Annotated in this window: 17 protein-coding genes; 14 read left to right on the top strand and 3 right to left on the bottom strand. The window is 74.2% G+C overall.

Annotation, left to right across the window (positions count from 1 at the left end; translation table 11 throughout):
• Window positions 1–168: 168 nt before the first annotated feature.
• Window positions 169–2,178, bottom strand: a complete 2,010-nt coding sequence (locus AB0A90_RS33735; RefSeq protein ID WP_357255871.1) for a hypothetical protein — start codon at window positions 2,176–2,178, stop codon at window positions 169–171.
• On the opposite strand from AB0A90_RS33735, the gene AB0A90_RS33730 reads away from it, so the two are divergent.
• Window positions 2,113–3,111 carry a hypothetical protein gene (locus AB0A90_RS33730; RefSeq protein ID WP_357255865.1) on the top strand — a complete coding sequence of 333 codons (999 nt, stop codon included), beginning with the start codon at window positions 2,113–2,115 and terminating at the stop codon, window positions 3,109–3,111. The two genes, AB0A90_RS33735 and AB0A90_RS33730, sit on opposite strands and share 66 nt — an antisense overlap.
• Entirely contained in the window at window positions 3,108–4,139 is a 1,032-nt protein-coding gene (locus AB0A90_RS33725; protein WP_357255863.1) for an HAD-IIA family hydrolase, read from the top strand. The genes AB0A90_RS33730 and AB0A90_RS33725 overlap by 4 nt, the downstream gene beginning before the upstream one ends.
• 32 nt (window positions 4,140–4,171) lie before the next feature.
• Here the strand turns inward: AB0A90_RS33725 and AB0A90_RS33720 are convergent, their stop codons facing one another.
• Complete coding sequence (locus tag AB0A90_RS33720; RefSeq protein ID WP_088947517.1) at window positions 4,172–4,510, bottom strand: SCP2 sterol-binding domain-containing protein; 339 nt, start codon at window positions 4,508–4,510, stop codon at window positions 4,172–4,174.
• A gap of 111 nt (window positions 4,511–4,621) precedes the next feature.
• Between AB0A90_RS33720 and AB0A90_RS33715 the strand changes: the two genes are divergently transcribed.
• The 5 genes from AB0A90_RS33715 (at window position 4,622) to AB0A90_RS33695 (ending at window position 11,408) form a co-directional block, all read left to right on the top strand.
• Complete coding sequence (locus AB0A90_RS33715) at window positions 4,622–5,302, top strand: hypothetical protein (protein WP_357255861.1); 681 nt, start codon at window positions 4,622–4,624, stop codon at window positions 5,300–5,302.
• Between the two features lie 119 nt (window positions 5,303–5,421).
• Window positions 5,422–5,604 (top strand): hypothetical protein, encoded by a 183-nt coding sequence (locus AB0A90_RS33710; RefSeq protein WP_357255869.1) that lies wholly within the window; start codon window positions 5,422–5,424, stop codon window positions 5,602–5,604.
• 38 nt (window positions 5,605–5,642) lie between these two features.
• Window positions 5,643–6,500, top strand: coding sequence for a TlyA family RNA methyltransferase (locus AB0A90_RS33705; RefSeq protein ID WP_357255860.1), 858 nt, complete (start codon window positions 5,643–5,645; stop codon window positions 6,498–6,500).
• Between the two features lie 109 nt (window positions 6,501–6,609).
• Window positions 6,610–7,494 (top strand): NAD kinase, encoded by an 885-nt coding sequence (locus AB0A90_RS33700; protein WP_357255858.1) that lies wholly within the window; start codon window positions 6,610–6,612, stop codon window positions 7,492–7,494.
• 191 nt (window positions 7,495–7,685) lie between these two features.
• Window positions 7,686–11,408: a S8 family serine peptidase gene (locus tag AB0A90_RS33695; protein ID WP_357255856.1), complete on the top strand. Its 3,723-nt coding sequence runs from the start codon at window positions 7,686–7,688 to the stop codon at window positions 11,406–11,408.
• A gap of 76 nt (window positions 11,409–11,484) precedes the next feature.
• Here the strand turns inward: AB0A90_RS33695 and AB0A90_RS33690 are convergent, their stop codons facing one another.
• Window positions 11,485–12,504: a helix-turn-helix domain-containing protein gene (locus AB0A90_RS33690; protein ID WP_357255854.1), complete on the bottom strand. Its 1,020-nt coding sequence runs from the start codon at window positions 12,502–12,504 to the stop codon at window positions 11,485–11,487.
• Window positions 12,505–12,593: 89 nt separating this feature from the next.
• Here AB0A90_RS33690 and recN point away from each other — a divergent pair, with 89 nt between their 5' ends.
• The 7 genes from recN to AB0A90_RS33655 all read left to right on the top strand — a co-directional run bounded on the left by recN (window position 12,594) and on the right by AB0A90_RS33655 (window position 22,870).
• Window positions 12,594–14,351: a DNA repair protein RecN gene (recN, locus tag AB0A90_RS33685; RefSeq protein ID WP_357255852.1), complete on the top strand. Its 1,758-nt coding sequence runs from the start codon at window positions 12,594–12,596 to the stop codon at window positions 14,349–14,351.
• A 119-nt stretch (window positions 14,352–14,470) separates the two neighbouring features.
• On the top strand, window positions 14,471–15,649 hold the full coding sequence (gene steA / locus AB0A90_RS33680) for a putative cytokinetic ring protein SteA (protein ID WP_357255851.1): 1,179 nt from the start codon (window positions 14,471–14,473) through the stop codon (window positions 15,647–15,649).
• A 27-nt stretch (window positions 15,650–15,676) separates the two neighbouring features.
• On the top strand, window positions 15,677–16,621 hold the full coding sequence (locus AB0A90_RS33675) for a copper transporter (RefSeq protein ID WP_357255849.1): 945 nt from the start codon (window positions 15,677–15,679) through the stop codon (window positions 16,619–16,621).
• A 67-nt stretch (window positions 16,622–16,688) separates the two neighbouring features.
• A complete protein-coding gene (locus AB0A90_RS33670; protein WP_357255847.1) occupies window positions 16,689–17,555 on the top strand; it encodes a hypothetical protein in 867 nt (288 codons plus the stop codon).
• A 1-nt stretch (window position 17,556) separates the two neighbouring features.
• The gene (locus AB0A90_RS33665; RefSeq protein WP_357255845.1) at window positions 17,557–19,236 is read left to right on the top strand and encodes a lipid II flippase MurJ; all 1,680 of its coding nucleotides are present in this window, start codon (window positions 17,557–17,559) and stop codon (window positions 19,234–19,236) included.
• Window positions 19,233–20,402 (top strand): glycosyltransferase family 4 protein, encoded by a 1,170-nt coding sequence (locus AB0A90_RS33660; protein WP_357255843.1) that lies wholly within the window; start codon window positions 19,233–19,235, stop codon window positions 20,400–20,402. Before AB0A90_RS33665 ends, AB0A90_RS33660 begins: the two co-directional genes overlap by 4 nt.
• Entirely contained in the window at window positions 20,402–22,870 is a 2,469-nt protein-coding gene (locus AB0A90_RS33655) for a hypothetical protein (protein WP_357255841.1), read from the top strand. Before AB0A90_RS33660 ends, AB0A90_RS33655 begins: the two co-directional genes overlap by 1 nt.
• Window positions 22,871–22,993: the final 123 nt, after the last annotated feature.

Below are 22,993 nucleotides of genomic sequence, written 5' to 3'. Positions count from 1 at the left end.
CCGAACCCGTACGCTAAGCCCTCCAGCGCCGATGGTACTGCACTCGTGAGGGTGTGGGAGAGTAGGACGCCGCCGGACAATCTTCCAGTCGAGGGCCGCCCCATCCGGGTCGGCCCTCGACTGCGTAGCGCCATTGGTGGCGCAATCAGGAAGGATGTACCTGTGAGTTCAGGACCGCAGGGCGGAGACCGTCCCCGTCGCTACGAAGACCGTACTGACGGTGCGGGCGGACGCGACCGCGGCCCGCGCCGCGATGACCAAGGCCGGCCCCCGTACCGGGGAGACCGCGACAGCGCTGGCGGCGCCCGCGGCGGCTACGCCGGCGGCCGTGACTCTGGTTCCCGTGGCGGTGACCGGGACAGTTCGCGTTCCAGCGCCCCCCGTGAGGGTGGTTTCCGCGGCGGTGACCGTCGCGAAGGTGGTTTCCGCGGCGGTGACCGGGACGGTTCGCGCTCGGGCGCCCCGCGTGAGGGTGGCTTCCGGGGAGGCGACCGCGACGGTTCGCGTTCCAGCGCCCCGCGTGAGGGTGGTTTCCGGGGCGGTGACCGTCGCGAAGGCGGTTTCCGCGGCGGTGACCGGGACGGTTCGCGCTCGGGCGCCCCGCGTGAGGGTGGCTTCCGCGGCGGCGACCGCGACGGTGGTTTCCGGGGCGGTGACCGTCGCGAAGGTGGTTTCCGCGGCGGTGACCGGGACGGTTCGCGTTCCAGCGCCCCCCGTGAGGGTGGCTTCCGGGGCGGTGACCGCGACGGTGGTTTCCGCGGGGGTGACCGTCGCGAAGGCGGCTACCAGGGTGGCGGCGATCGCACCCGTTCCGGCCCCTCTCGTGAGGGTGGTTTCCGGGGCGGCGACCGCGACGGTTCGCGCTCGAGCGCCCCGCGTGAGGGCGGCTTCCGCGGCGGTGACCGTCGCGAAGGCGGTTTCCGTGGTGGCGACCGGGACGGTTCCCGTTCCAGCGCTCCGCGTGAGGGTGGTTTCCGCGGCGGTGACCGCGACGGTGGCTTCCGCGGGGGTGACCGTCGCGAAGGCGGTTTCCGTGGTGGCGACCGGGACGGTTCCCGTTCCAGCGCTCCGCGTGAGGGTGGTTTCCGCAGCGGTGACCGCGACGGTGGCTTCCGCGGGGGTGACCGTCGTGAGGGCGGCTTCCGTGGTGGTGACCGCGACGGTGGCTTCCGTGGCGGTGACCGTCGTGAGGGCGGCTATCAGGGTGGCGATCGCACCCGTTCCGGTCCCCCCCGCGAGGGCGGCTTCCGCGGCGGTGACCGTGAGGGTGGCTTCCGCGGCGGTGACCGTCGTGAGGGCGGCTTCCGTGGCGGCGACCGTGACGGTTCCCGGCCGAGTGGACCGCGTGACGGCGGCGCGCCTCGTGAGGGCGGCTTCCGCGGCGGCGACCGCGAGGGTGGCTTCCGTGGCGGTGACCGTCGTGAGGGCGGCTTCCGTGGCGGCGACCGCGATGGTTCCCGGCCGAGTGGACCGCGTGACGGCGGCGCGCCTCGTGAGGGCGGCTTCCGCGGCGGCGACCGCGAGGGTGGCTTCCGCGGCGGTGACCGTCGTGAGGGCGGCTTCCGTGGCGGCGACCGCGATGGGTCGCGTTCCAGCGCTCCGCGTGAGGGTGGCTTCCGGGGTGGCGACCGTGAGGGTGGCTTCCGGGGCGGCGACCGTCGTGAGGGCGGCTTCCGCGATGGTTCGCGCTCCAGCGCTCCGCGTGAGGGCGGCTTCCGCGGTGGTGACCGCGAGGGCGGCTTCCGCGGCGGTGACCGTCGCGAAGGCGGCGCGTCTCGCGAAGGCGGTTACCGCGGTGCTCCCCGCGAGGGCGGTTTCCGAGGTGGTGACCGGGACAGCTCTCGGCCGAGTGGGCCGCGTGACGGCGGTGGTTACCGGGGTGGCGACCGTGAGGGTGGCTACCGGGGCGGCGAGCGGGCGGGTGCTCCCCGGGCCGACGATCGGCCGCGTCGTGAGGGCGAGTTCCGCCGTGACGACCGTGCTGGCGGCTCCGACTCGTACGACGGTGGGCGTAGCGCGGCCCCGGCCCTGCCGGACGACATCGTCGCGACCGACCTCGACAAGGACGTTCGCGCTGAGCTGCTCTCGCTGAACAAGCCGGTCGCCGAGACCGTGGCGCGGCACCTGGTGGCGACGGGTCAGCTCATCGACGAGGACCCGGCCGAGGCGTTGGCGCACGCGCTGGCCGCCCGGCGGCTCGCGTCGCGCATCTCCGCGGTCCGTGAGGCGGTCGGTCTGGCCGCGTACCACGCGGGGGAGTGGCAGTCGGCGATCGCCGAGCTGCGCACGTACCACCGGATGAGTGGTCTGCAGAGCCACCTGGCCGTGCTCGCGGACTGTGAGCGGGCGCTCGGCCGGCCGGAGCGGGCCATCGACCTGTTCCGTGGTGCCGACCGGGAGAAGCTGGACCAGGCCGTCGCGATCGAACTGCTCATCGTGGCCGCGGGTGCCCGCGGTGACCTCGGGCAGAAGGACGCCGCGGTCGCGATGCTCCAGGTCCCGGACCTCACCAGCGAGGCGACGGTGCCGTGGACGGCTCGGCTGCGCTACGCGTACGCCGACGCGCTGCTCGCGGTGGGTCGGCGTGAGGAAGCCCGCGAGTGGTTCTCCCGTGCTGCTGACGTGGACACCGAGGGTGAGACGGACGCCGCCGAGCGGCTGCTGGAACTCGACGGCGTGGTCATCGAGGGCGACGACGAGGACGAGGCCGCCGAGGAGATCGCCGCGGGCCCGGGCGCTCCGGGAGCGGTTCCGGCGGAACCGGACGCCGACCTGACCGGCGCGAACGACGACGACCGCGACGACGACCGCGACGACGACGAAGAGGACTTCGACGACGACGACGACGAAGACGACGAAGACGAAGAAGACGACGAAGACGAAGACGACGACGACGACGAGGACTTCGACGACGACGAGCGGGACGGTGCGGTCGGCCGTCCTGGCGACGACGAGGACTCCGTCGACGAGGACGAGGACCGTCACCCGGACGACGCCGGCAACGCCGAGGTGGACACCGCCGCCGACGGCAGTGTGACGTCCGGCGACACGGTGAACGCCGACGAGACCGCCCCCACCCGGGGCGACGAGTCGGAGCCGACGCAGCGGTGAACGGGGGCGCGGGGGAGCGGCTGGTCGACGGGTACAGCCTTGTCGTTTTCGACCTGGACGGGGTGATCTACCTGATCGACCGGCCGATCCCCGGCGCCGTCGAGGCGGTGGCCCGGCTGCACGACGAGGGACGGGCGGTGGCGTACGCCACCAACAACGCGTCCCGCCGGTCCAGCGAGGTCGCCGACCTGCTGACGGGGATGGGTGTGCCGGCCCGGCCGGAGGAGGTGCTCACCTCCGCGGCGGCGTCGGCCGAGTTGCTGCGGGATCGGCTGCCCGCCGGCGCGCCGGTGCTGGTGGTCGGGGCGGAAGCGCTGCGTGCGGAGCTGCGCGCCGTCGGCCTGACCCCGGTCAGCAAGGCCGACGAGAATCCGGCCGCGGTGGTGCAGGGGTACGGGCCGCAGGTCGGCTGGGCCGAACTGGCCGAGGCGTCGATCGCGGTGCGCTCCGGAGCGCTCTGGATCGCCACCAACACCGACCGGACGCTGCCCAGTGGACGAGGTCCGCTGCCCGGCAACGGGTCGCTGGTGGCGGTGCTGCGGACGGCGCTGGAACGGGACCCGGACGTGGTGGTCGGCAAGCCGGAGTCGGCGCTGTTCGAGACCGCCGCTCGGCGCGCGGGAGGTGGCCGAAGCCTCGTGGTGGGTGACCGATTGGACACCGACATCGAGGGTGCCCGCCGTGCCGGGCTGGACAGCCTGCTCGTGCTCACCGGCGTCCACGGCGTACCGGATCTGCTGGCCGCCCCTCCGCAGCGCCGTCCCACGTACGTGGCGAATGACCTGGCGGGGCTCTTCGACCCGGCGGCTGCCGTGCGGGTCCCGGGCGCGGCGGACGCCGCTGGCTGGTCCGTGACCGACCGCGACGGCACCCTGGAGCTGGCCGGCTCAGGTCGGCCGCTGGACGCGGTGGCGGCGCTCTGCGCGGTGGCCTGGTCGGCGTCGGAGCCGGCGCTGCCGAAGATCCGCCCGATCGGCCCGGACGCGACGCACGCGGTGGAGAGCTTCGGTGTGACCGCCGCTGCCTGACCGGGCTTGTCAGAGCAGCCTGACGGGGCTCGTCAGAGCAGTTTGCGCAGCTTCAGCAGATCGAACGGGTTGGCCTTGATCGACACCCGGCGGGAGGTCACCGCGCTGGTGACGTCCAGGTCGCCGCGGACCAGGGCGAGCAGGTCATCGCTGGACGTACTCAGCGCGATCTTGGCCTTGGGATCGTCGCCGTCGGTCAACTCGACAAGTCGACCGCCGGTGATCCGGCCGTGGAACGCGGTGTCCAGATCGGTGATCCGGCAGGCCAGTGTCCGGTCCAGGTCGATCCGTTCGCGCACCGTCTCGGCGTTGCGATCCAGCCGGGCGGCCAGCTCCTGCAAAGCCTGCCGGCACTCGTCCACGCTGGCCACATCTCCCCCTCGTTGATCGCCACGCCGTCCTCGGCACCGTACCGCACGGGTTGGTCCGGGGTGCCCGGTAGCGTGACACCTGCACACCCCGCCCCGTGGAAGGACTCAGGCATGCAGGACGCGTGGCGCGCCTACCTCGAGCTGGCCATGGGCCTCGCGGAGGCGCCCCGGAAGAAGGCCCAGGACGTGGCCCGTCGTCTCGTCGGCTCCGGCGGCGCGACCGCCGCCCAGCTCCAGGCCCTCGGCGAGGAGCTGGTCACCACCGGCGCCGCCAACCGGGAGGCGCTGACCAAGCTGGTCCGATTCGAGGTCGACCGGGCGCTCGGCGCGGTCGGGCTGGCCACCGCCGACGAGGTGGCCGAGCTGACCCGACGGGTGCACGACCTGGAACGGCAGCTCCGCGAGGCACGCGCCGCCGAGCCGACCACCGCACCGCTCGCCGCGCCGACCGCCGCTGCCACTCCGACCACCGCTGCCACTCCGACCACCGCTGAGCCGACCACCGCCGCGCCGAGCACCGCCGATCCGGCCACCGGCGGCAGCACGGCGCAACCCGACCCCGCGCTGGCCGCGCGGCCCGTCAGCGGTCTCGTGCCCTCCGACGCCTCGGCCGGTGCCCCGGTGGCCAAGAAGGCCGTCGCGAAGAAGGCCGTGGCGAAGAAGGCCCTCGCGAAGAAGGCCATCGCCAAGAAGCCGCCAGCGCCGCTCGGCGACGCCGACGAGGCTCCCACTCCCGCGGTCATGCCGGCCAAGAAGGCCGTCCGCAAACAGCCTCCGGACGACGCCGAATGAGCCAGCCAGGCGCACCGGCCGGCGGGTCGTTCCCGGCCCGCCCCGGCCCTCCACCGAACGCGGCGTTCCCAGCCCGCCCCGGCCCACCGGCCGGCGGTGCGGCCCGGCCCAGCCCGCCGGTGGGCGTCCGGCCCGGCCCGCTGCCCGACGTCGGAGACGACGAGGCGCGGCACCCGGCGGTGGACGCCGCGGTGCGGGCCATGGCCAACGCGGCGACGTTGGCCCCGGCCGACCAGATCGCCCAGTACGAGGCGGCCTACGAGACGTTGCGCGAGACCCTCGCCACCATCGACCAGACCTGAGTGGGACGACCAGGCCTGAGCAGACCGGAGAACCACCCATGGCACGTCGCAACCGGCTGGACGCCGAACTCGTCCGCCGTGGTCTGGCCCGCTCCCGGGAGCAGGCCGCCGCGTTGGTCGAGGCCGGCCGCGTCCAACTGCGCGGGGTCGTCGCGCGCAAGGCCGCCGCGATGGTCGACCCCGCCGATCCGCTGCTGGTGACCGGCGAGGACCCGACCGAGGAGTACGTCTCCCGGGGCGGGCACAAGCTCGCGGGCGCGCTGGCCGCGTTCGGGGCCGGTGGGCTGCGCGTCGCCGGCCGGCGCTGCCTGGACGCCGGCGCGTCGACGGGTGGCTTCACCGACGTGCTGCTGCGCGCCGACGCCGCCGAGGTGGTGGCCGTGGACGTCGGCTACGGGCAGCTCGCCTGGTCACTGCGTACGGATGAGCGGGTCCGGGTGCTGGAGCGCACCAATGTCCGTACCCTCGAGCCGGACGTGATCGGCGGGCCGGTCGAGCTCACGGTGGCCGACCTGTCGTTCATCTCACTGCGGCTGGTGCTGCCGGCGTTGGCCGGCTGCACCCGGGACGACGGTGACCTGGCGTTGATGGTGAAGCCGCAGTTCGAGGTGGGCAAGGACCGGGTCGGCGCCGGTGGTGTGGTGCGCGATCCGCAACTGCGCGCCGAAGCGGTGCTGGACGTGGCGGCGGCGGCCGCGCGGCTCGGTCTCGGCCTGGCCGACGTGGCGGCCAGTCCGCTGCCCGGGCCGAGCGGCAACGTGGAGTTCTTCGTATGGTTGCGCCGGGGCGCGCCACCGGCCGACCCGGAGCGGGTACGGGCGGTGGTGGCGGCCGGGCCGGAGGGCCCGACGGCCGGCGATGTGCCGGACGTGGCGGCGGAGGAGGTCGCAGGGTGAACGCGCGCAGCGAGGGCGCCGCGACGGTCCGCGGGAGGACACGCGGCCGGGTCGGAGCGACGGTGACGGTGGCGCGGCACGGTTCGGGCCGGGTCGGGCGGGTGGCCCGATGAGCCGGACCGCGCTGCTGGTGACCCACACCGGCCGACGGCGCAGCACCGAGCACGCCCGGTCGGTCGCCGCCGACCTGATCTCCGCGGGTTTCGAGGTACGGGTGGTCGCCGACGAAGCCGACGACCTCGACCTGCCCGGTGTGGTGCCGGTCGCCGGTCCACAGGCCGCCGAGGGCGCCGAGATCGTCTTCGCGCTCGGTGGGGACGGCACCTTCCTGCGCGCCGCCGAGCTGGCCCGGCCGGCGAAGGCGCCGCTGCTCGGCATCAACCTCGGCAAGGTGGGTTTCCTCGCCGAGGCGGAGATCGACGACCTGGACAGCGCGGTGCGCGACGTCGTCGATCGCAACTACACGGTTCACGAGCGGCTCACGCTGGACGTGACCGCCGAGTTCGACGGTGGGCCGACCATCGAGTCCTGGGGGCTCAACGAGATCAGCATCGAGAAGGGCGAGCGGGCGCAGATGCTCGAACTGCTCGTCGACGTGGACGGGCGGCCGCTGTCGCGCTACGGCTGCGACGGTGTCGTCTGCGCCACCCCCACCGGCTCCACCGCGTACGCGTTCTCCGGTGGCGGGCCGGTGGTCTGGCCGGAGGTGGAGGCGTTGCTGCTGGTGCCGATCAGCGCGCACGCGTTGTTCAGCCGCCCGTTGGTCACCGCCCCGACGTCCACCTTCGTGATCACCGTCGACCCGTTCACCACCCTCGCCGTGTTGTCCTGCGACGGGCGGCGCGTCTACGACCTGCCACCGGGTGCCCGGGTGACGGTGCGTCGGGGCGCCCTGCCGGTGCGCATCGTGCGGTTGCGGGCCCGTCCGTTCACCGACCGGTTGGTCGCCAAGTTCGGCCTTCCCGTGCACGGGTGGCGCGGCAGCCGCCGGTGATCGCTGCACGGCTGGCGCGGCAGCCGCCGGTGATCGCGGCGTGCACCGTGGGTGGACGGCGGTTGTCCACCTGACGACATGTCGCCGCTGCGGCGGCTGGTGACTAGTGACCTGGTGACAGGCTCCGTCGCAGACTCCGATCGGCCCTCATCCACGGATGGTGGGCCTGGAGGAGTAGAGGAGCACATCGCATGCACTGGTCCCCCCGCTGGCTCGCCGTCGGCGCGGTCGGCGCGTTGGTGGTCGGCCTCGCCGCACCGGCGTCCGCCGACCCGCCCGTCCGGCCCACCGGCCCGAACTCGGGCACGCCCACCCCGCTCGCGGCACCCGTCCGCGTCACCCTGATCACCGGCGACCAGGTCGAGCTCGCGCCGGCGGCGCCGGGCCGGGTCGCCGCCACCGTCCGCCCGGGACCCGGGCGTGAGCGGGTCATCTTCCAGACTCTGGAGGTCGACGGCCGGCTGCGGGTCCTGCCCAGCGACGTCCTGCCCTACGTCTCCAGCGGGGTTCTCGACGCGAACCTCTTCGAGGTGCAGGAGTTGGCGGCCGACGGTTACGGCGACGCCGAGCAGGGCGCGTTGCCGCTGATCGTGCGCTACCAGGAGCAGGCCGCGGGGAGGGTCAGGCCGCTCGCCGGTGCCACCGACGCCCGGCCGTTGGAGAGCATCAACGGCGCGGCGTTGCGGGTGGGCAAGGGCGACCTCGGTGGCCTGTGGACCACGCTCGCCGGTACGCCCGGGCAGCGTGTCGCCGGGGGGACGCCGGCCACGCTCGGCGCCGGCATCGCGCGGATCTGGCTGGACGGGAAGGTCCGCCCGACGCTGGAGCACAGCGTGCCGCAGATCGGCGCCCCGGCGGCCTGGGCAGCGGGCCGCGACGGTGCCGGCGTGAAGGTGGCGGTGCTCGACACCGGTGTCGACGCCACCCACCCCGACCTGGCCGATCGGATCGCCGAGGCGCGGGACTTCTCCAACAGCGGCAGCCCTCGCGACGGGCACGGCCACGGCACCCATGTGGCGTCCACCATCGCCGGCAGCGGCGCGGCGTCCGCCGGGCTGCGCAAGGGCGTGGCCCCCGGCGCGAAGCTGCTGATCGGCAAGGTGCTCGACGACGGTGGCTCCGGCTACGACTCGTCCATCATCGCCGGCATGGAGTGGGCCGCCCACTCCGGCGCGAAGGTCGTCAGCATGAGCCTCGGCGGCGACCCGACCGACGGCACCGACCCGATGAGTCAGGCCGTCAACGACCTGACCGCCGAGACCGGCGCGCTGTTCGTGGTCGCCGCGGGCAACGCGGGTGCGGCGCGTACCGTCGGCTCGCCGGGCGCGGCCGCCTCGGCGCTCACCGTCGGCGCGGTGGACCGCGACGACAATCTGGCCGAGTTCTCCAGCCGCGGTCCGCGGCTCGGCGACAACGGCCTGAAGCCGGACATCACCGCCCCGGGCGTCGGGATCGTCGCCGCGCGGGCCGCCGGCACCACCATGGGTACGCCGGTGGGCGACGCGTACACGACCGCGAACGGCACCTCGATGGCCACCCCGCACGTGTCCGGGGCGGCCGCGATCCTCGCTCAGGAACACCCGGACTGGAACGCCGGCAGGCTCAAGGACGCGCTGGTGAGCACCACGAAGGCCAACCCGGCGCTGACCGTCTTCGAGCAGGGTGGTGGTCGCGTCGACGTGGCCCGGGCGCTCACGCAGCAGGTGGTCGCCTCGGCCACCGCGGACTTCGGCCGGATCTCCACCGGCGGTGCGGCGGTCGAGCGGACCGTGACGTACACCAACGGCGCGAAGGAGGCGCGGACCCTGCGGCTGGCCGTGGACCTGCGCAACCTGGACAGCGGTGCGGCCGAGACCGACGGCGTCGCCGTGGGCTCCGGCGAGGTGACCGTGCCGGCGGGCGGCAGCGTGGCCGTGCCGCTGCGCGCCGACCCGGCGAAGCTGGCCCGGGGTCCGCACGGCGGCTGGCTGGTGGCGACCGGTACCGACGGCGTGGTCGTGCGGACCCCGGTCGGGCTGACCGTCAGCGGTCCGATGCACCAGGTGACCGTGAAGGTGTTGGACCGGCAGGGTCGGCTGACCGTGTCGCCGGGGTTGACTCTCTTCGGTGAGCAGCCCGAGTCGGACTACTGGGGCTGGTGGCCGGGCGAGGGCACCCTGCAGGTCGAGGAGGGCGCGTACCTGCTGACCGCGATGGTCGAGCACGGCGCCCCGTTGGACGAGCAACTGACCGAGGTCGTCGAGCCGGAGCTGACCGTCGACCGGGACCTGACCGTGGTGCTCGACGCCCGCAAGGGCACGCCGGTGCGGATCGAGACGCCGAAGCCCAGCGAGCAGCAGGCGACGCTCAGCTACTACGTGCACCGGGTGATGGGCAACGGCCGGCAGGTCGACCACGGGGTGATGTCGTACAGCACTGTTCAGCAGGTCAACGTGACGCCGACGCGCCAGGTGCGCCGGGGTGAGTTCGAGTTCGCCTCGCGCTGGCAGCTCGTCGCCCCGATGGTGGATGCGAAGGTCAGCGGCGTGTCCGGTCCGCTGGACATCAACCTGATGGGTTCGTCACCGGCGCCGGCCGGCCGGCGGAAGCTGGCGCTGGTCTGGGCCGGTACGGGGACTCCCGCTGAGCTGACCCGGGTGCGGGGCGCCGCCGCGCTGCTCGCCACCGACCCGAACCGCTCCGAGGACGAGCAGATCGCCGCCGCGGCGGCCGCCGGTGCGGCGGCGGTGCTCGTCGTTCGGTCGCCGGACTTCTCCGCGTGGACGGTGTGGCGCCCCCTCGGGGACCGCCTGCCGATCCCGTCGATGGCGGTCGCCTACGACGACGGGCAGCGGCTCATCGCGGCGGCCGGGAAGGGCCGGGCGACGTTGGACCTGACGCTGACCGTGGACAGCCCGTACCTGTACGACGTGTGGCAGGTGTCGAAGGGTCGGGTGCCGGAGCGGATCGTGCACACCGTGACCGCGAAGAACACCGCCGAGGTGAGCGCGAGCTACGGCGACACGGGTGCGGGTTGGGCCAGTGAGCAGCGCTTCGGTTGGCGTCCGTGGCAGGAGTACTCCTGGAACGACGACCAGCGGATGGTCCGCAACGGCACCACCCGGCAGGAGTTCGTCAGCGCCGGGGACAACTGGTGGCAGCACCGGGTGCAGCACAAGCTCATGTACCTGCAGTGGGGGCAGTTGGCCGGCGGCCTGAACCAGGAGCCCCGGCGCTACGGCGCGGACGATCGGGAGACCGAAGCCTGGCACGCCCCGGTGGTCCGCCCGGCCGTGCCGGCCAGCGGGGTGCCGGTTCCCACGCGGACCGGTGACACCCTGGCTCTGCGGGTGCCCGAGTTCGTCGACGCCGACGGGCACTACAGCGTGGCCGGCGGCAGTGAGGAGTCGGACACCGTCGAGGCCCGGGTCAGCCGGGACGGGCAGCAGATCGCCGACCTGTCCGGTGGGTGGGTCCCGGTGCCCACCACGGCGGGTCGGGCCCGCTACCGGCTGGACATGACCACGAAGCGGTCCTCGGACGAGTGGCGCTACGCCACCCGGACCGACACGGCCTGGGAGTTCACCTCGGCGCGACCGACGGGCGACGCCGCCACGCCGTTGTCGCTGTTGCAGGTGGACTACCGGGTGCCGGCCGACCTGCTCGGCACGGTCCGCGGCGACCGGCCGCACCAGCTGGCGCTGACCCTGCGCCAGCCCGCCGGGGTGCCCGCGCCGACCGGCGCCAGCGTCCGCGTGCAGGTCTCCTTCGACGGGGGCGTCACCTGGCGCACCGCGCCGACCAGGGGGTCGGGCACCCGGTACACCGCGACCGTGCCGGCCGGGCGTGGAACGGTGTCGCTGCGGGTGCGCGCCGCCGACCGGGCCGGGAACACCGTCGAGCAGACGGTGCTTTCGGCGTACGGGCTGCGCTGACGCGCGCCGGGCGGGGCGGCGGGGGCCGTCCCGCCCGGGTGGGGTCCGCCGTCACTCGACGGCGGACCCCGCCGCGTCAGAGCCAGCCGCGTCGGGCCACCTGGAACGCCAGCCCGGGCCGGGTGTCCACCCCGGCGGCGGCCATCAGGTCGGCGACGCGCCGCTGCACGGTCCGCCGGCTCACCCCGAGCTGGGAGGCGATGGACTTGTCCGGTACGCCCGCCACGAACAGCGACAGCAGCCGCGCCTCGTCGGCGTCGGGCTGGTAACCGTCGCCCGGTTGGTCCGCGGGCCCCGGCCGTCGAGCCTCGGGGGCCGCGACGGCCAGGGGATCGTCGAGCCGCAACCGGGTGGCCACCCGCCAGTGGCTCTCGAAGAGGGCGAGCAGCGCGTCCAGCAGTTGACTGCGGCCGATCACGGCGGCGCTCGGCTCGCCGCCGTCGCGGTCGGGCACCAACGGGCAGATGGCGATGCGGGCATCCACGATGGCCAGTCGGACCGGCAGCCGGTCCAGGACCCGGGCCTGCTCCCCGGCGGCGACGCCCTTGGCCAGGTCGGTCAACGCGCCCGGTTCCAGCAGCAGGTCACGCTCGTAGATGGCCCGGTAGCTCACCCCGCGGGCCAACGCGTCGAACTCCTCGACATTCTCCGGGCCGGCCATCGCCAGGGGGTTGGCGCGGCAGAACCAGAGGACCTCGGTGCGTGCCGCATTCTGCAGATCGCGCAGACGGTCGCGGAGCACCCGGGCGCCGGCGATCACCTCGACGAGGTGGTCGACGTGCTGCCGGCGCAGCCCGGAGCGGTACTCCTCGGCCAGTTGGGTGACCCGTCGGCGGGCCGCCTCCAGGTCCTCCTGGCGGCGCAGGAGCGTCCCGCCGAGGGCGACGTCCGGGGCGGTCGGGCGCAGCGACGCGTCCGGGTCGTTGTCGGTGGGCTGCACCAGGCCCTTGGCGCGCAGCGCCTCGACCTGGGCGACGACCTCGTCGCGGGGTCGGTTCAGTCGGCGCACCAACTCGTCGATGCGGGCCGTGGTGAGCTGGAGCAGGCAGCGGTAGAGCTCCTCCTCAGCCGTGGTCAGGCCGATCACATCCAACACGGGGCAGAACTGTACGGCGGCCGGGTGTCGGCCGCACCCGGGCCCGTCGGCTGGTCAACTGTCGGGCCCCGCGTCTACTGTCGGTGGCTGTGCTGGAAGAGCTGCGCATCACCGGACTGGGCGTCATCGAGGACACCACGCTGCCGTTGACCGGCGGCATGAACGTCATCACCGGCGAGACCGGTGCGGGCAAGACGATGGTGGTGACCGGCCTCGGCCTGCTCTTCGGAGGTCGGGCCGACGCCGGGCGGGTCCGCGCCCAACCCGGCCGGGCGGTGGTCGAGGGGCGGTTGCGCCTGAGCGGTCGGGTCGCCGACGCCGTGCACGCGCGGATCACCGAGGCCGGTGGCGAGCCCGACGAGGACGGCTCGGTGCTGTTGAGCCGCACGGTCACGGTGGAGGGGCGCTCGCGCGCCCACGTCGGCGGCCGGAGCATGCCGGTGTCGATGCTCGGTGAGGTCGGCGAGCAGGCCGTGGCCGTGCACGGCCAGTCCGACCAGCTGCGGCTGCTGCGCCCCGCCGAGCAGCGCGCCGCACTGGACCGCTTCGCCGGCCCCGCGCACGAGAAGCTGCTCGACGCGCTGCGCGAGGCGTACACCGGGTGGCGGCGGGTGGTCGACGACCTGGCCGACCGGCGGCGCAACGCCCGCGAGCGCAACCAGGAGGCCGACCTGCTGCGGCTGGGTCTCGACGAGATCACCCGGGTCGATCCGCAGCCCGGTGAGGACGACGAGCTGAAGACCGAGGCGCAGCGGCTGGAGCACGCCGAGGGGCTGCGGACCGCCGCGCAGATCGCCCAGCAGTGCGTGGCGGGCGGTGCGGAGGCCGCCGACGAGGCACCGGACGCGACGGTGCTGCTCGGCACCGCCCGACGGACGTTGGAGGCGCAGTCCGGCACCGACCCGGCGTTGGGTGAGCTGGCGGCCCGCCTGGAGGAGGCGGCCACGCTCGTCACCGACGTGTCGGCGGAGCTGTCGGCGTACCTGGCGACGCTCGACGCGGACCCGGCCCGGTTGCAGCACGTCTACGAGCGGCGGGCGGCGCTGCGGGCGCTGACCCGTAAGTACGCCGACGACGTCGACGGGGTGATCGCCTGGGCCGACCGGGCGCGCACCCGACTGTCCGACCTGGACACGTCCGACGACCTGCTTGACGAGCTGGAGCGCGACGGTCAGCGGCTCGCCGTGGAGGTGGCCGACCTGGCCGGGCGGGTGTCGGCGTCCCGGCAGGAGGCGGCGGTCCGGTTCGCCGACCAGGTCACCGTCGAGCTGGCCGGGTTGGCCATGCCGCACGCGCGGATCGAGGTGGCGGTGCTGCCCCGCCCGGCTGGTCGCGCCGAGCCGACGCTGTCGGTCAACGGCGTGGAGGTGGGTGTCGCGCCGGACGGTGGCGACGAGGTGGAGTTGCGGTTGCTGGCCCACCCGGGCGCGCCGTCGTTGCCGTTGCAGCGGGGCGCCTCCGGCGGTGAGCTGTCCCGGGTGATGCTCGCCATCGAGGTGGTCTTCGCCGGCTCGGGTGGCCCGCCCACGTTGGTCTTCGACGAGGTCGACGCGGGCGTCGGCGGTCAGGCGGCGGTGGAGATCGGTCGGCGGCTGGCCCGGCTGGCCCGCAGCCACCAGGTGCTCGTCGTCACACACCTGCCGCAGGTGGCCGCGTTCGCCGACCGGCATCTCGTGGTGGCGAAGGACACCGGCGGCGCGGTGACGACCAGCGGGGTGCGGGTCGTGGAGGACACCGAGCGGGCCCGGGAGTTGGCCCGGATGCTTGCGGGTTTGCCCGATTCCGATCTGGGTATCGCTCACGCCGAGGAGCTCTTGGCCGTGGCCGCCAAGGAAAGGCGGCTGTGACGCCGCGTATTGTGAGCGCAAGCACACCGGCTTGTGCCGTCGTGTGCTTCCCTGGGTAGGCGGCCCTGCTCAGGCATGTCGCGACAGAAAAGCCTGCCTCACATGCCAGGATGGTCACGATGCGTCTACCCACGTTGCGCCGGAATCGGAACTCCGAACCGGGCAGAGTCCTCGGCACCGCGCGCCTTGATCGGCGGACCAAACGCCTGGTCGGTCGGCTGCGCCCTGGTGACATCGCGATCATCGACCACGTCGACCTGGATCGGGTGGCGGCCGACTCGTTGGTCGCGGTCGGGGTCGGCGGCGTGCTCAACGCCAAGCCGTCGGTCTCCGGCCGTTACCCGAACCTCGGCCCGGAGGTGCTGATCGCCGCCGGCATTCCGCTCCTCGACGACCTCGGGGAGGGCGTCTTCGAGCAGATCCGCGAGGGCGACCAGGTCCGCATCGAGGGCAACACGGTCTTCTCCGGCGACGAGCCGGTGGCCCACGGCAGCCTGCAGGACGCCGAGTCGGTCGCCAAGGCGATGGCCGATGCCCGGGAGGGCCTGTCGGTGCAGTTGGAGGCGTTCGCCGCCAACACGATGGACTACCTCCGTCAGGAGCGCGATCTGCTGCTCGACGGTGTGGGTGTGCCGGACATCGAGACGCAGATGCAGGGGCGGCACTGCCTCATCGTGGTGCGCGGCTACGACTACAAGGCCGACCTGGACGTGCTGCGCCCGTACATCCGGGAGTTCAAGCCGGTGCTCATCGGCGTCGACGGCGGGGCCGACGCGCTGGTCGAGGCCGGGTACACCCCGGACATGATCATCGGGGACATGGATTCGGTCACCGACGACGTGCTGCGCTGCGGCGCCGAGGTGATCGTGCACGCGTACCCGGACGGGCGGGCGCCCGGTCTGCCCCGGGTCAACGGTCTCGGCGTGCCGGCGATCACCTTCCCGGCGGCGGCGACCAGCGAGGATCTGGCCATGCTGCTGGCCGACGAGAAGGGCGCCTCGCTGTTGGTCGCGGTCGGCACCCACGCCACGCTCGTCGAGTTCCTCGACAAGGGTCGCGGCGGGATGGCCTCGACCTTCCTGACCCGGCTGAAGGTCGGTGGCAAGCTGGTCGACGCCAAGGGTGTGAGCCGGCTCTACCGGCAGAGCATCTCCGGGTCCTCGTTGCTGTTGCTGGTGTTGTCGGCGATCGCGGCGATGGCGTCCGCGGTGGCTGTCTCGACCGTCGGGAAGGCGTACCTGGGCGTGGTCGCCGAGTGGTGGGACAATTTCGTGTTCCAGCTGTACCGGCTCTTCTAGTTCCCGACCGATCAAGAGGCTGCAAGCGTGATCAACTTCCGCTACCACGTGGTGTCGCTCACCGCGGTTTTCCTGGCTCTGGCGATCGGCCTGGTGGTCGGCACGGCCGCCCTCAACGGTCCGGTCGCCGATTCGCTCGAGGGGCAGGTCACCGGACTGCGCAAGGACAACCAGTACTGGCGCCAGCAGGTCAACAACATGGAGAAGCAGCTCGGGTTGGAGGAGGAGTTCGCCGACAAGATGTCCCAGGTCGTCCTCCCCAGCACCCTGACCGGGCGGCGCGTGCTGCTGCTCACCCTGCCCAACGGGCGCGACCACACCGATGGTGTGCTCAAGAAACTTCAGCTCGCCGGGGCCACCATCACCGGCCGGGTCGATCTGCAGGACAAGCTCGTCAACCCGGACAACAACTCCAACCTGCTGGAGTTGGCCGTGACCGCCGCCCGCCCGACCGCGCAGACCACCGGCCTGCCGGGCAACGGGCACGGTGTGGAGACCTCCAGCGCGCTGCTGGCCAGTGTCCTGCTGGACCGGGCCCAGGGCACCGCGCCGGTCAGCGACGCCGACCGGCGGGCGGTGCTCGCCGCGTACAACAACGCCGGCTACCTGACCACCGACAACAACAAGGTCACCGGCTCGGCCGAGGCGGTCGTCGTGGTCAGCGGGCAGCCGTACGTCGACAAGGACTCCGACAAACGGGACGAGTCGGTCGTCAAGATCGCTGAGCAGTTCGACCGGACCGGTTCGATCGTGGTGGCCGGCAACGGCTCCGCCGGCGGCAACCTGGTGTCCGTGGTCCGCGGTGACCCGGTGCTCTCCCAGACCATCTCCACCGTCGACAACGCCAACACCGTGCAGGGCCAACTGGTCACCGCCCTCGCCCTGGTGCAGCAGCTCACCGAGAAGAAGGCCGGCCAGTACGGCGTCGGCGACAACGCCGCCTCCGGCCTGGTGCCTACACTGCCCCAGTGAGCGAACGACGTACCCCCGTGTCCGTAACCGACGCTTCTGCGAGCCTGCGGCCCCGCGGGGCGGCGGCGTGAGCGCGCTGGGCCGGCTGCTGATCGCCGGCGCCGGTGCCGCGGCGGCCCGGTACGCGCTGCGCGAGGTGCGCACCTCCCCGGCCGGACCGGCGCTGGAGCGCACCAACTTCCGCGGCCGCACGCTGACCCTGGCCGCCGGCCCGGCGCTCGCCGCCGGGGCGAGCGCCGCCGGCGCGTTCGGTGCCACCAGCGGCGCCTCCGGTGCCGCCGCCCTGGTCGCCGGCTTCGGTGCCGGTGGCGTCGGCCTCTACGACGACGTGGTCGGCGCGCGGCCGGAGCAGAAGGCGGCCAAGGGCTTCGCCGGTCACCTCGCCGCATTGCGCGCGGGTCGGATCACCGCGGGCCTGGTCAAGGTCGTCGGCGTGGGTGCCGCCGGGCTGGGTGCCGCCGCGCTGCTCGCCGCCGACCCCCGCGTCGCCGCGCACCCCCGCCGGCAGCGTCACGGCGCGTTCGGCCGCAGCGTCGACGTGCTGCTCGGCGCCGGCGTGATCGCCGGCACGGCCAACCTGCTCAACCTGCTCGACCTGCGGCCGGGTCGCGCCCTCAAGTCCGGGCTGCTGCTCGCCGCGCCGCTGACCGGCGGCCCGCACGGCGGGATCACCGCCGGCGTGGCCGGCGCCGCCGCCGGCCTGCTCCGCGACGACCTGGCCGAGGACGTGATGCTCGGCGACAGCGGCGCGAACGCGCTCGGGGCGCTGCTCGGGGTCGCGCTCGCCGCCCGCAGCGGCCCGCTCGGCCGCGCCGGTCTGCTCGCGCTGCTCGCCGGTCTCACCGCCACCAGCGAGAAGGTCAGCTTCACCGCGGTGATCCAGCGGACCCCGGGGCTGCGGGAGCTCGACGCTCTGGGCCGGCGCGCCGACTGACGTGAGCAGACCGGCACCCCTCGCCGGCGCCGGCCGGTTGGCCGGGGCAGCCGCGCTCATCGCCGTCCTCACCGTGGCCAGCCGCCTCGCCGGCTTCGGCCGCACCGCCGTGTTCACCTGGGTGGTCGAGCAGAGCGACCTCGGCGGCATGTACGTCATCGCCAACACGGTGCCGAACATCGTCTTCGAGATCGTCGCGGGCGGGGCGTTGGCCAGCCTGGTCGTGCCACTGCTCGCCGGGGCGGTCGCGGCGGACGACCGGCGGACGGTGGCGGCGACCACCGGCGCCCTGCTCACCTGGACGGTGAGCCTGCTGGTTCCCCTCGCCGTGCTCGTCGTCCTGTTCGCCGACCCGATCATCTCGCTGATCAGTGAGGGACGATCGGCGGCCGAACTCGCCGCCGGCGCGCGGATGCTGCGCGTGTTCGCCCCGCAGTTGCCGCTCTACGGGATCGGCATCGTGCTCACCGGCGTCCTGCAGGCACACCGACGCTTCGCCTGGCCCGTCATCGCGCCGCTGCTGTCCAGCCTCACCGTGGTCGTCGTCTACGTGGCCTTCGGCGCCGCTCAGGGGCGGGGCGTGTCCGTGGCCCAGGTCGGCCGCAGCGGCGAACTGCTCCTCTCCGGCGGCACCACCCTGGGCGTGGTCGTGCTGTCGCTCTCGCTGCTGATCCCGCTGCGGCGGCTGCGGGTGCGGCCCCGCTTCGGGTACGCCTTCACCCCTGACGCGCGGGAGCGGGTCGGCGGGCTCGCCACGGCCGGTGCGGTGACGGTGGCCGCACAGCAGATCGCGCTCCTGGTGGTGCTGAACCGGGTCTCCGGGGGACCCACCGGTTCCCCGCAGGTGTTCAACCTGGCCCAGGCGATCTACCTGCTGCCGTGGGCGGTCCTCGCCGTGCCGTTGGCGGTGGCCTCCTATCCCACCCTGGCCACCGCCAGCGCCGCCGGGGACGAGGACGGTTATCGACGGACCCTCTCCGGCGCGGTGCGGGGCGTGCTGCTCTTCAGTTGCCTGGGCGTCGCGGCGTTGGTCGGCACCGCGCAGCCGATCGCCGCCCTCTTCTACCCGGACAACCCGGCGTCCACCGCGGCGGCCATCAGCGGGTTCGCGCCGGGGCTGCTCGGCTACGGGTTGTTCGCGGTGCTGTCCCGCGCGCTGTACGCCCGCGGCGACACCCGCTCGGCGACGGTGGCGATCACCCTCGGCTGGCTGGTCGTTCCGGCCGTGGCGCTGCCGTTGACGGCGCTGCTCCCCACCGCCGACCGGGTGCTCGCGGTGACGTCCGCGAACTCGGTGGGGATGCTGGTCCTCGGTGCGCTGCTGCTCCTGGCGGTGGGGCGCAGCGCCGGCCGTCCGGCGCTGGCCGGCGCGGCCCGTGCCGGGGCGGCCGGTGGCCTCGCCGGGGTGCTCGCCGCGCTCGCCGGGCTGGGCCTCACCCGCTGTCTCGACACACCGGGCGGCGGCACCCCGACGACGGCGGCGGCACTCGGTCAGGGCATGCTGTCCGGGGTTCTGGTCGGGGCGGTGTTCCTCGCTGTGGTCTGGTTCGTCGACCGGCGAGACGTGCAGCCGCTGCTCGCCGGGGTGCTGCGGCGTCTGGGTCGGCGGGGGCCACGGGGCGGTGGGCCGACGCCGGTCTCCCCGCAGCGGGGCGACGGGAAGGAGACGGCAGCGCGATGACTGAGCCACCTCAGCCTGCCGGTTGGTCGGGCACCGTCGCGTTGGTGCTCGCGTCCAGCACCGGCGGGGTCGGCCAGCACGTCCGTTCGGCGGCCCGCGGTCTCGTCGCCGGCGGCGCGACCGTTCTGGTCTGCGGGCCGGCCGCCACCCAGGAACAGTTCGACTTCACCGGTGTGGGTGCGCGGTTCGAGCCGGTGGAGATCCCGGCCAGCCCGACTCCGGCCGACGCCCGTGCGGTGCTGGCCCTGCGGCGGGTGCTCTCCGCCGCCGGCGTCGACGTGGTCCACGCGCACGGACTGCGGGCCGGGCTGGTCGCCGTGCTGGCCCGTCCCGCCGCTCCGCTGATCGTGACCTGGCACAACGCGGTGCTCTCCGGCGGACTGCGGGGTGGGATGTCCCGCCTCGCGGAACGGGTGGTGGCCCGCAGCGCACGGGTGGCGTTGGGCGCCTCCACGGATCTGGTGCGCCGGGCCGCCGCGCTGGGCGCCACCGATGCCCGACTCGCCCCGGTCGCCGCCCCGACGCTTCCCCCGCCGCGCCGACGCCCGGCGGCGGTCCGCGCCGAGTTCGGCGTACGGCCGGACCAGCCGTTGATCGTCTCGGTGGGCCGGTTGCACCCGCAGAAGCGCTACGACGTGCTGATCGACGCGGCTGCCCGCTGGCGCACGCGTACCCCACCGCCGGTCGTGGTGATCGCGGGCAGTGGGCCGGCGTATCTGCCGCTGGCCGCGCGGACCTCCGCGGCCCGCGCACCGGTGACCCTGCTGGGGCACCGCACCGACGTGGCCGACCTGCTCGCCGGCGCCGACCTCGCGGTGGTGACCAGCGACTGGGAGGCCCGGCAGTTGTTCGCCCAGGAGGCGCTGCGCGCCGGCGTACCGCTGGTGGCCACCGCGGTCGGCGGTCTGCCGGAGTTGGTCGGCGACGCCGCCACGCTGGTTCCCGCCGGCGACGTGGACGCGGTCGACGCGGCGGTGCGTGCGCTGCTGGACGACCCGGCCGCGCGGGCCGAGCTGGGCCGGCGGGGCGCCGGGCGGGCGGCGACGTGGCCGACCGAGACGGACACTGTCGCCACGCTGGCCGCCCTGTACGCCGAGCTGACCGGGCAATCCACCGGTCCGGCGGCCACCCCCGACTCCGACGCCCCGAGAACGGGACACCGGTGATGCTGCGCCGAATCGCCCCTGCCCTGTTGACCGTGCTCGTGGTGGCGCTCGGCGTCACCGCGCTGGCCGCCCGCCCACCGCGGAGCGCCCCGCAACGCACCGCCGACTTCGTGGTGCTCGCCGGGATCGCCGGGCTGCGCTGGGAGGACGTCGATCCGCAGAGCACCCCGACGTTGTGGCGGATGGCCCAGGACGGGTCGATCGGATCGCTGTCGGTGCGTTCCGCGCACCGACCCACCTGCCCCGTGGACGGCTGGCTGACCCTGGGCGCGGGCAGCTTCGCCGCGTGGAACGGCAGCCGGCCGCCCGACGGCTGCCCGCCGGCCGGGGTGGCCGTGGACCAACCCGACGGCATCGGCGCGAACCTGCCCGACCAGGAGAGCGTGGTGCAGTACAACCAGCAGCGCCTGTCCTGGGGTGCCATGCCCGGTTCGCTGTCGGAGTCGGTCCGCTGTTCCGTCGCCGTGGGTCCGGGCGCGGCCGTGGCGGCCGCCCGACCGTTCGGCCGCGTCGACAGGTACGCCTCGGCGTTGCCGGCCGATCCGCGGGTGCTGCTCGGCTCGTGCGTGCTGAGCATCGTCGACCTCGGCACGGTCGAGGGGACCGACCCGGCGTCGCGCGCCGGGCAGGCCCGAGCGGCGGACGCCCAGTTGGCCCGGGTGCTGGCGGCGCGCCCACCACGGTCGTTGGTGCTGGTCGCGGGGATCTCCGACACCGCCCAGCCGTCGCGGCTGCACGTGGCGGTCGCCGACGGTCCGGGCTGGGAGCGGGGGTGGCTCACCTCGGCCAGCACCGGCCGCGACGGCTACCTGCAACTTGTCGACCTCGCGCCGACCGCCCTCGCCGCGTTGGGCCGGCCGATGCCGGAACGGCTCTTCCTCGGCCGGCCGGCGGTCAGCACCGGTGGTCGTCCGGCCGACCTCGCTGACGCGATCAGCGCCCCGGCGAACGCCGATCGGGAGGCGGCCGCCCAGCGGACCGTCTCCGGTCGGTTCTTCACGCTGCTCGCCGGTGTGCAGGTGCTGCTGGCGCTGGCGGTCCTGCCGCTGCTGCGCCGTGCCCGCCCGCACGCCGGGCCGGCCGGCCCGACCGCGGTCTCCGGGCGGGTCGTGGCCGTGGCGGAGTTGCTGCTGGTCGCGGTGGCGTTGACGGTGCCGGCGGCGCTGCTGGCCGACGCGGTGCCCTGGTGGCGGGGTGATCACCCCGGCTGGTTGTTCGCCGGGATCACCGGGCTGCTGGTGGCCGCCGGCACTACGGCGGTCCGGTTCGTCCCCGGGTACGCGAGCACCCTCGGCCCCCTCGGTGCGGTGGCCGGCCTCACCACACTCGTCGTCGGGCTGGACGTGCTCACCGGGGCCCGACTGCAGCTCAACGGCGTGGTCGGCTACTCCGCGTTGCAGGGTGGCCGGTACGCCGGGCTGAGCACCGTGGGGCTGGGCGTCTTCCTCGCCGGGGCGTTGCTCACCGGAGGCTGGTTCGCCCAGCGGCTGCACCGGGGTTGGCGGCCCGCGGTGATGGTGACCGTGGGTGGCCTGGCCGTGGTGGTGGTGGGCAGCCCGTTCCTGGGCGCCGACCCGGTCGGCGCGATCGCCCTCACCGCCGGGGTGAGCGTCGCCGCCGTGATCAGCGCCGGTGGCTGGTTGACGGTCAGCCGGTTGGCCTGGGCGGCGATGGCCGCCCTGGCGGTCGGTATCGGGTTCGCGGTGGTGGACCTGCGGCGTTCGGCGGCCGAGCGGGGCAGCCTGGGCAGGTTCCTCTCCGCGCTCGGCGACGGCACCGGCGGGTTCACCGTGCACCGGTCCAGCACGGAGAATTTCGAGACGTTGGTCAACAGCCCGCTGACCGTGCTGGCGTTGGTGGGTGGGTTGCTGGTGTGGTTCGCCCTGTTGCAGCCGTGGGGTGGGCTGATGCGGTTGTTCGGCATCTACCCGGCGGTCCGGGCCGCGATGGCCGGCACCGTGGTCGCCGCCGTGCTCGGTGGTGTGCTCGACGGCGCGGCACTCGACGTGCTGGGTGCTGCCGCCGCGCTGGTGGTGCCGATGGCGGCCCTGGCGTCGTTGCGGGTCCTCGGACATGCCGCCGACCGGACCCGCCCGCTGCCGGGTCGCTCCCGCGCGGACGGCGCCGACGACCCGGGGTCCGGCGGGGTCGGTCCGGTCGGTGACGGTGACGGCCCGACCGGGGGTGGCGGCCCGCTGGGCGCGGTCCATCCCCGTCCGATCAGCGGTGCGCCCGCGGGCGCACCGCAGGCGGTCGCGCCGCCGGCGACACCGGACGGCCCTCCGACCGACGCCGACGAGCCCTCGGCCGACTCCGCGGACCCCTCGGCCGACGCCGACGACTCCTCCGTCGACTCCGACGAGCCGGCGGGGCCGACCCGGGGCGGGACGACTCCGGAGACCGCCTCGACGGTGCCCGTGCCGCCCCGACAGGTCAACCGGTCATCGACCGAGGTTGCCGCGTCCTGAGCGCCCGCACGACCCGGTGGTGTCGCAGCCGGGGTGCGGCCTGCGGGTACCCGCCCGGGAGGTGTTACCGTCGAATCCCGTGGATCGCGTGATCACTTTTGCTGATCAAGCACGGCGGTCTGC

This window comes from Micromonospora sp. NPDC049204, from assembly GCF_040647935.1.
Classification (GTDB): Bacteria; Actinomycetota; Actinomycetes; order Mycobacteriales; family Micromonosporaceae; genus Micromonospora.
Note: the sequence above shows the minus strand (reverse complement) of the source record. Positions and strands in the feature narration are given on the sequence as shown.

Excerpts from the sequence above, each read along its gene's own strand:
- AB0A90_RS33715 (WP_357255861.1), top strand. The coding sequence starts at position 4,622 with ATGCAGGACGCGTGGCGCGCCTACCTCGAGCTGGCCATGGGCCTCGCG.
- AB0A90_RS33705 (WP_357255860.1), top strand. The coding sequence starts at position 5,643 with ATGGCACGTCGCAACCGGCTGGACGCCGAACTCGTCCGCCGTGGTCTG.
- AB0A90_RS33700 (WP_357255858.1), top strand. The coding sequence starts at position 6,610 with ATGAGCCGGACCGCGCTGCTGGTGACCCACACCGGCCGACGGCGCAGC.
- AB0A90_RS33695 (WP_357255856.1), top strand. The coding sequence starts at position 7,686 with ATGCACTGGTCCCCCCGCTGGCTCGCCGTCGGCGCGGTCGGCGCGTTG.
- steA (WP_357255851.1), top strand. The coding sequence starts at position 14,471 with ATGCGTCTACCCACGTTGCGCCGGAATCGGAACTCCGAACCGGGCAGA.
- AB0A90_RS33660 (WP_357255843.1), top strand. The coding sequence starts at position 19,233 with ATGACTGAGCCACCTCAGCCTGCCGGTTGGTCGGGCACCGTCGCGTTG.
- AB0A90_RS33655 (WP_357255841.1), top strand. The coding sequence starts at position 20,402 with ATGCTGCGCCGAATCGCCCCTGCCCTGTTGACCGTGCTCGTGGTGGCG.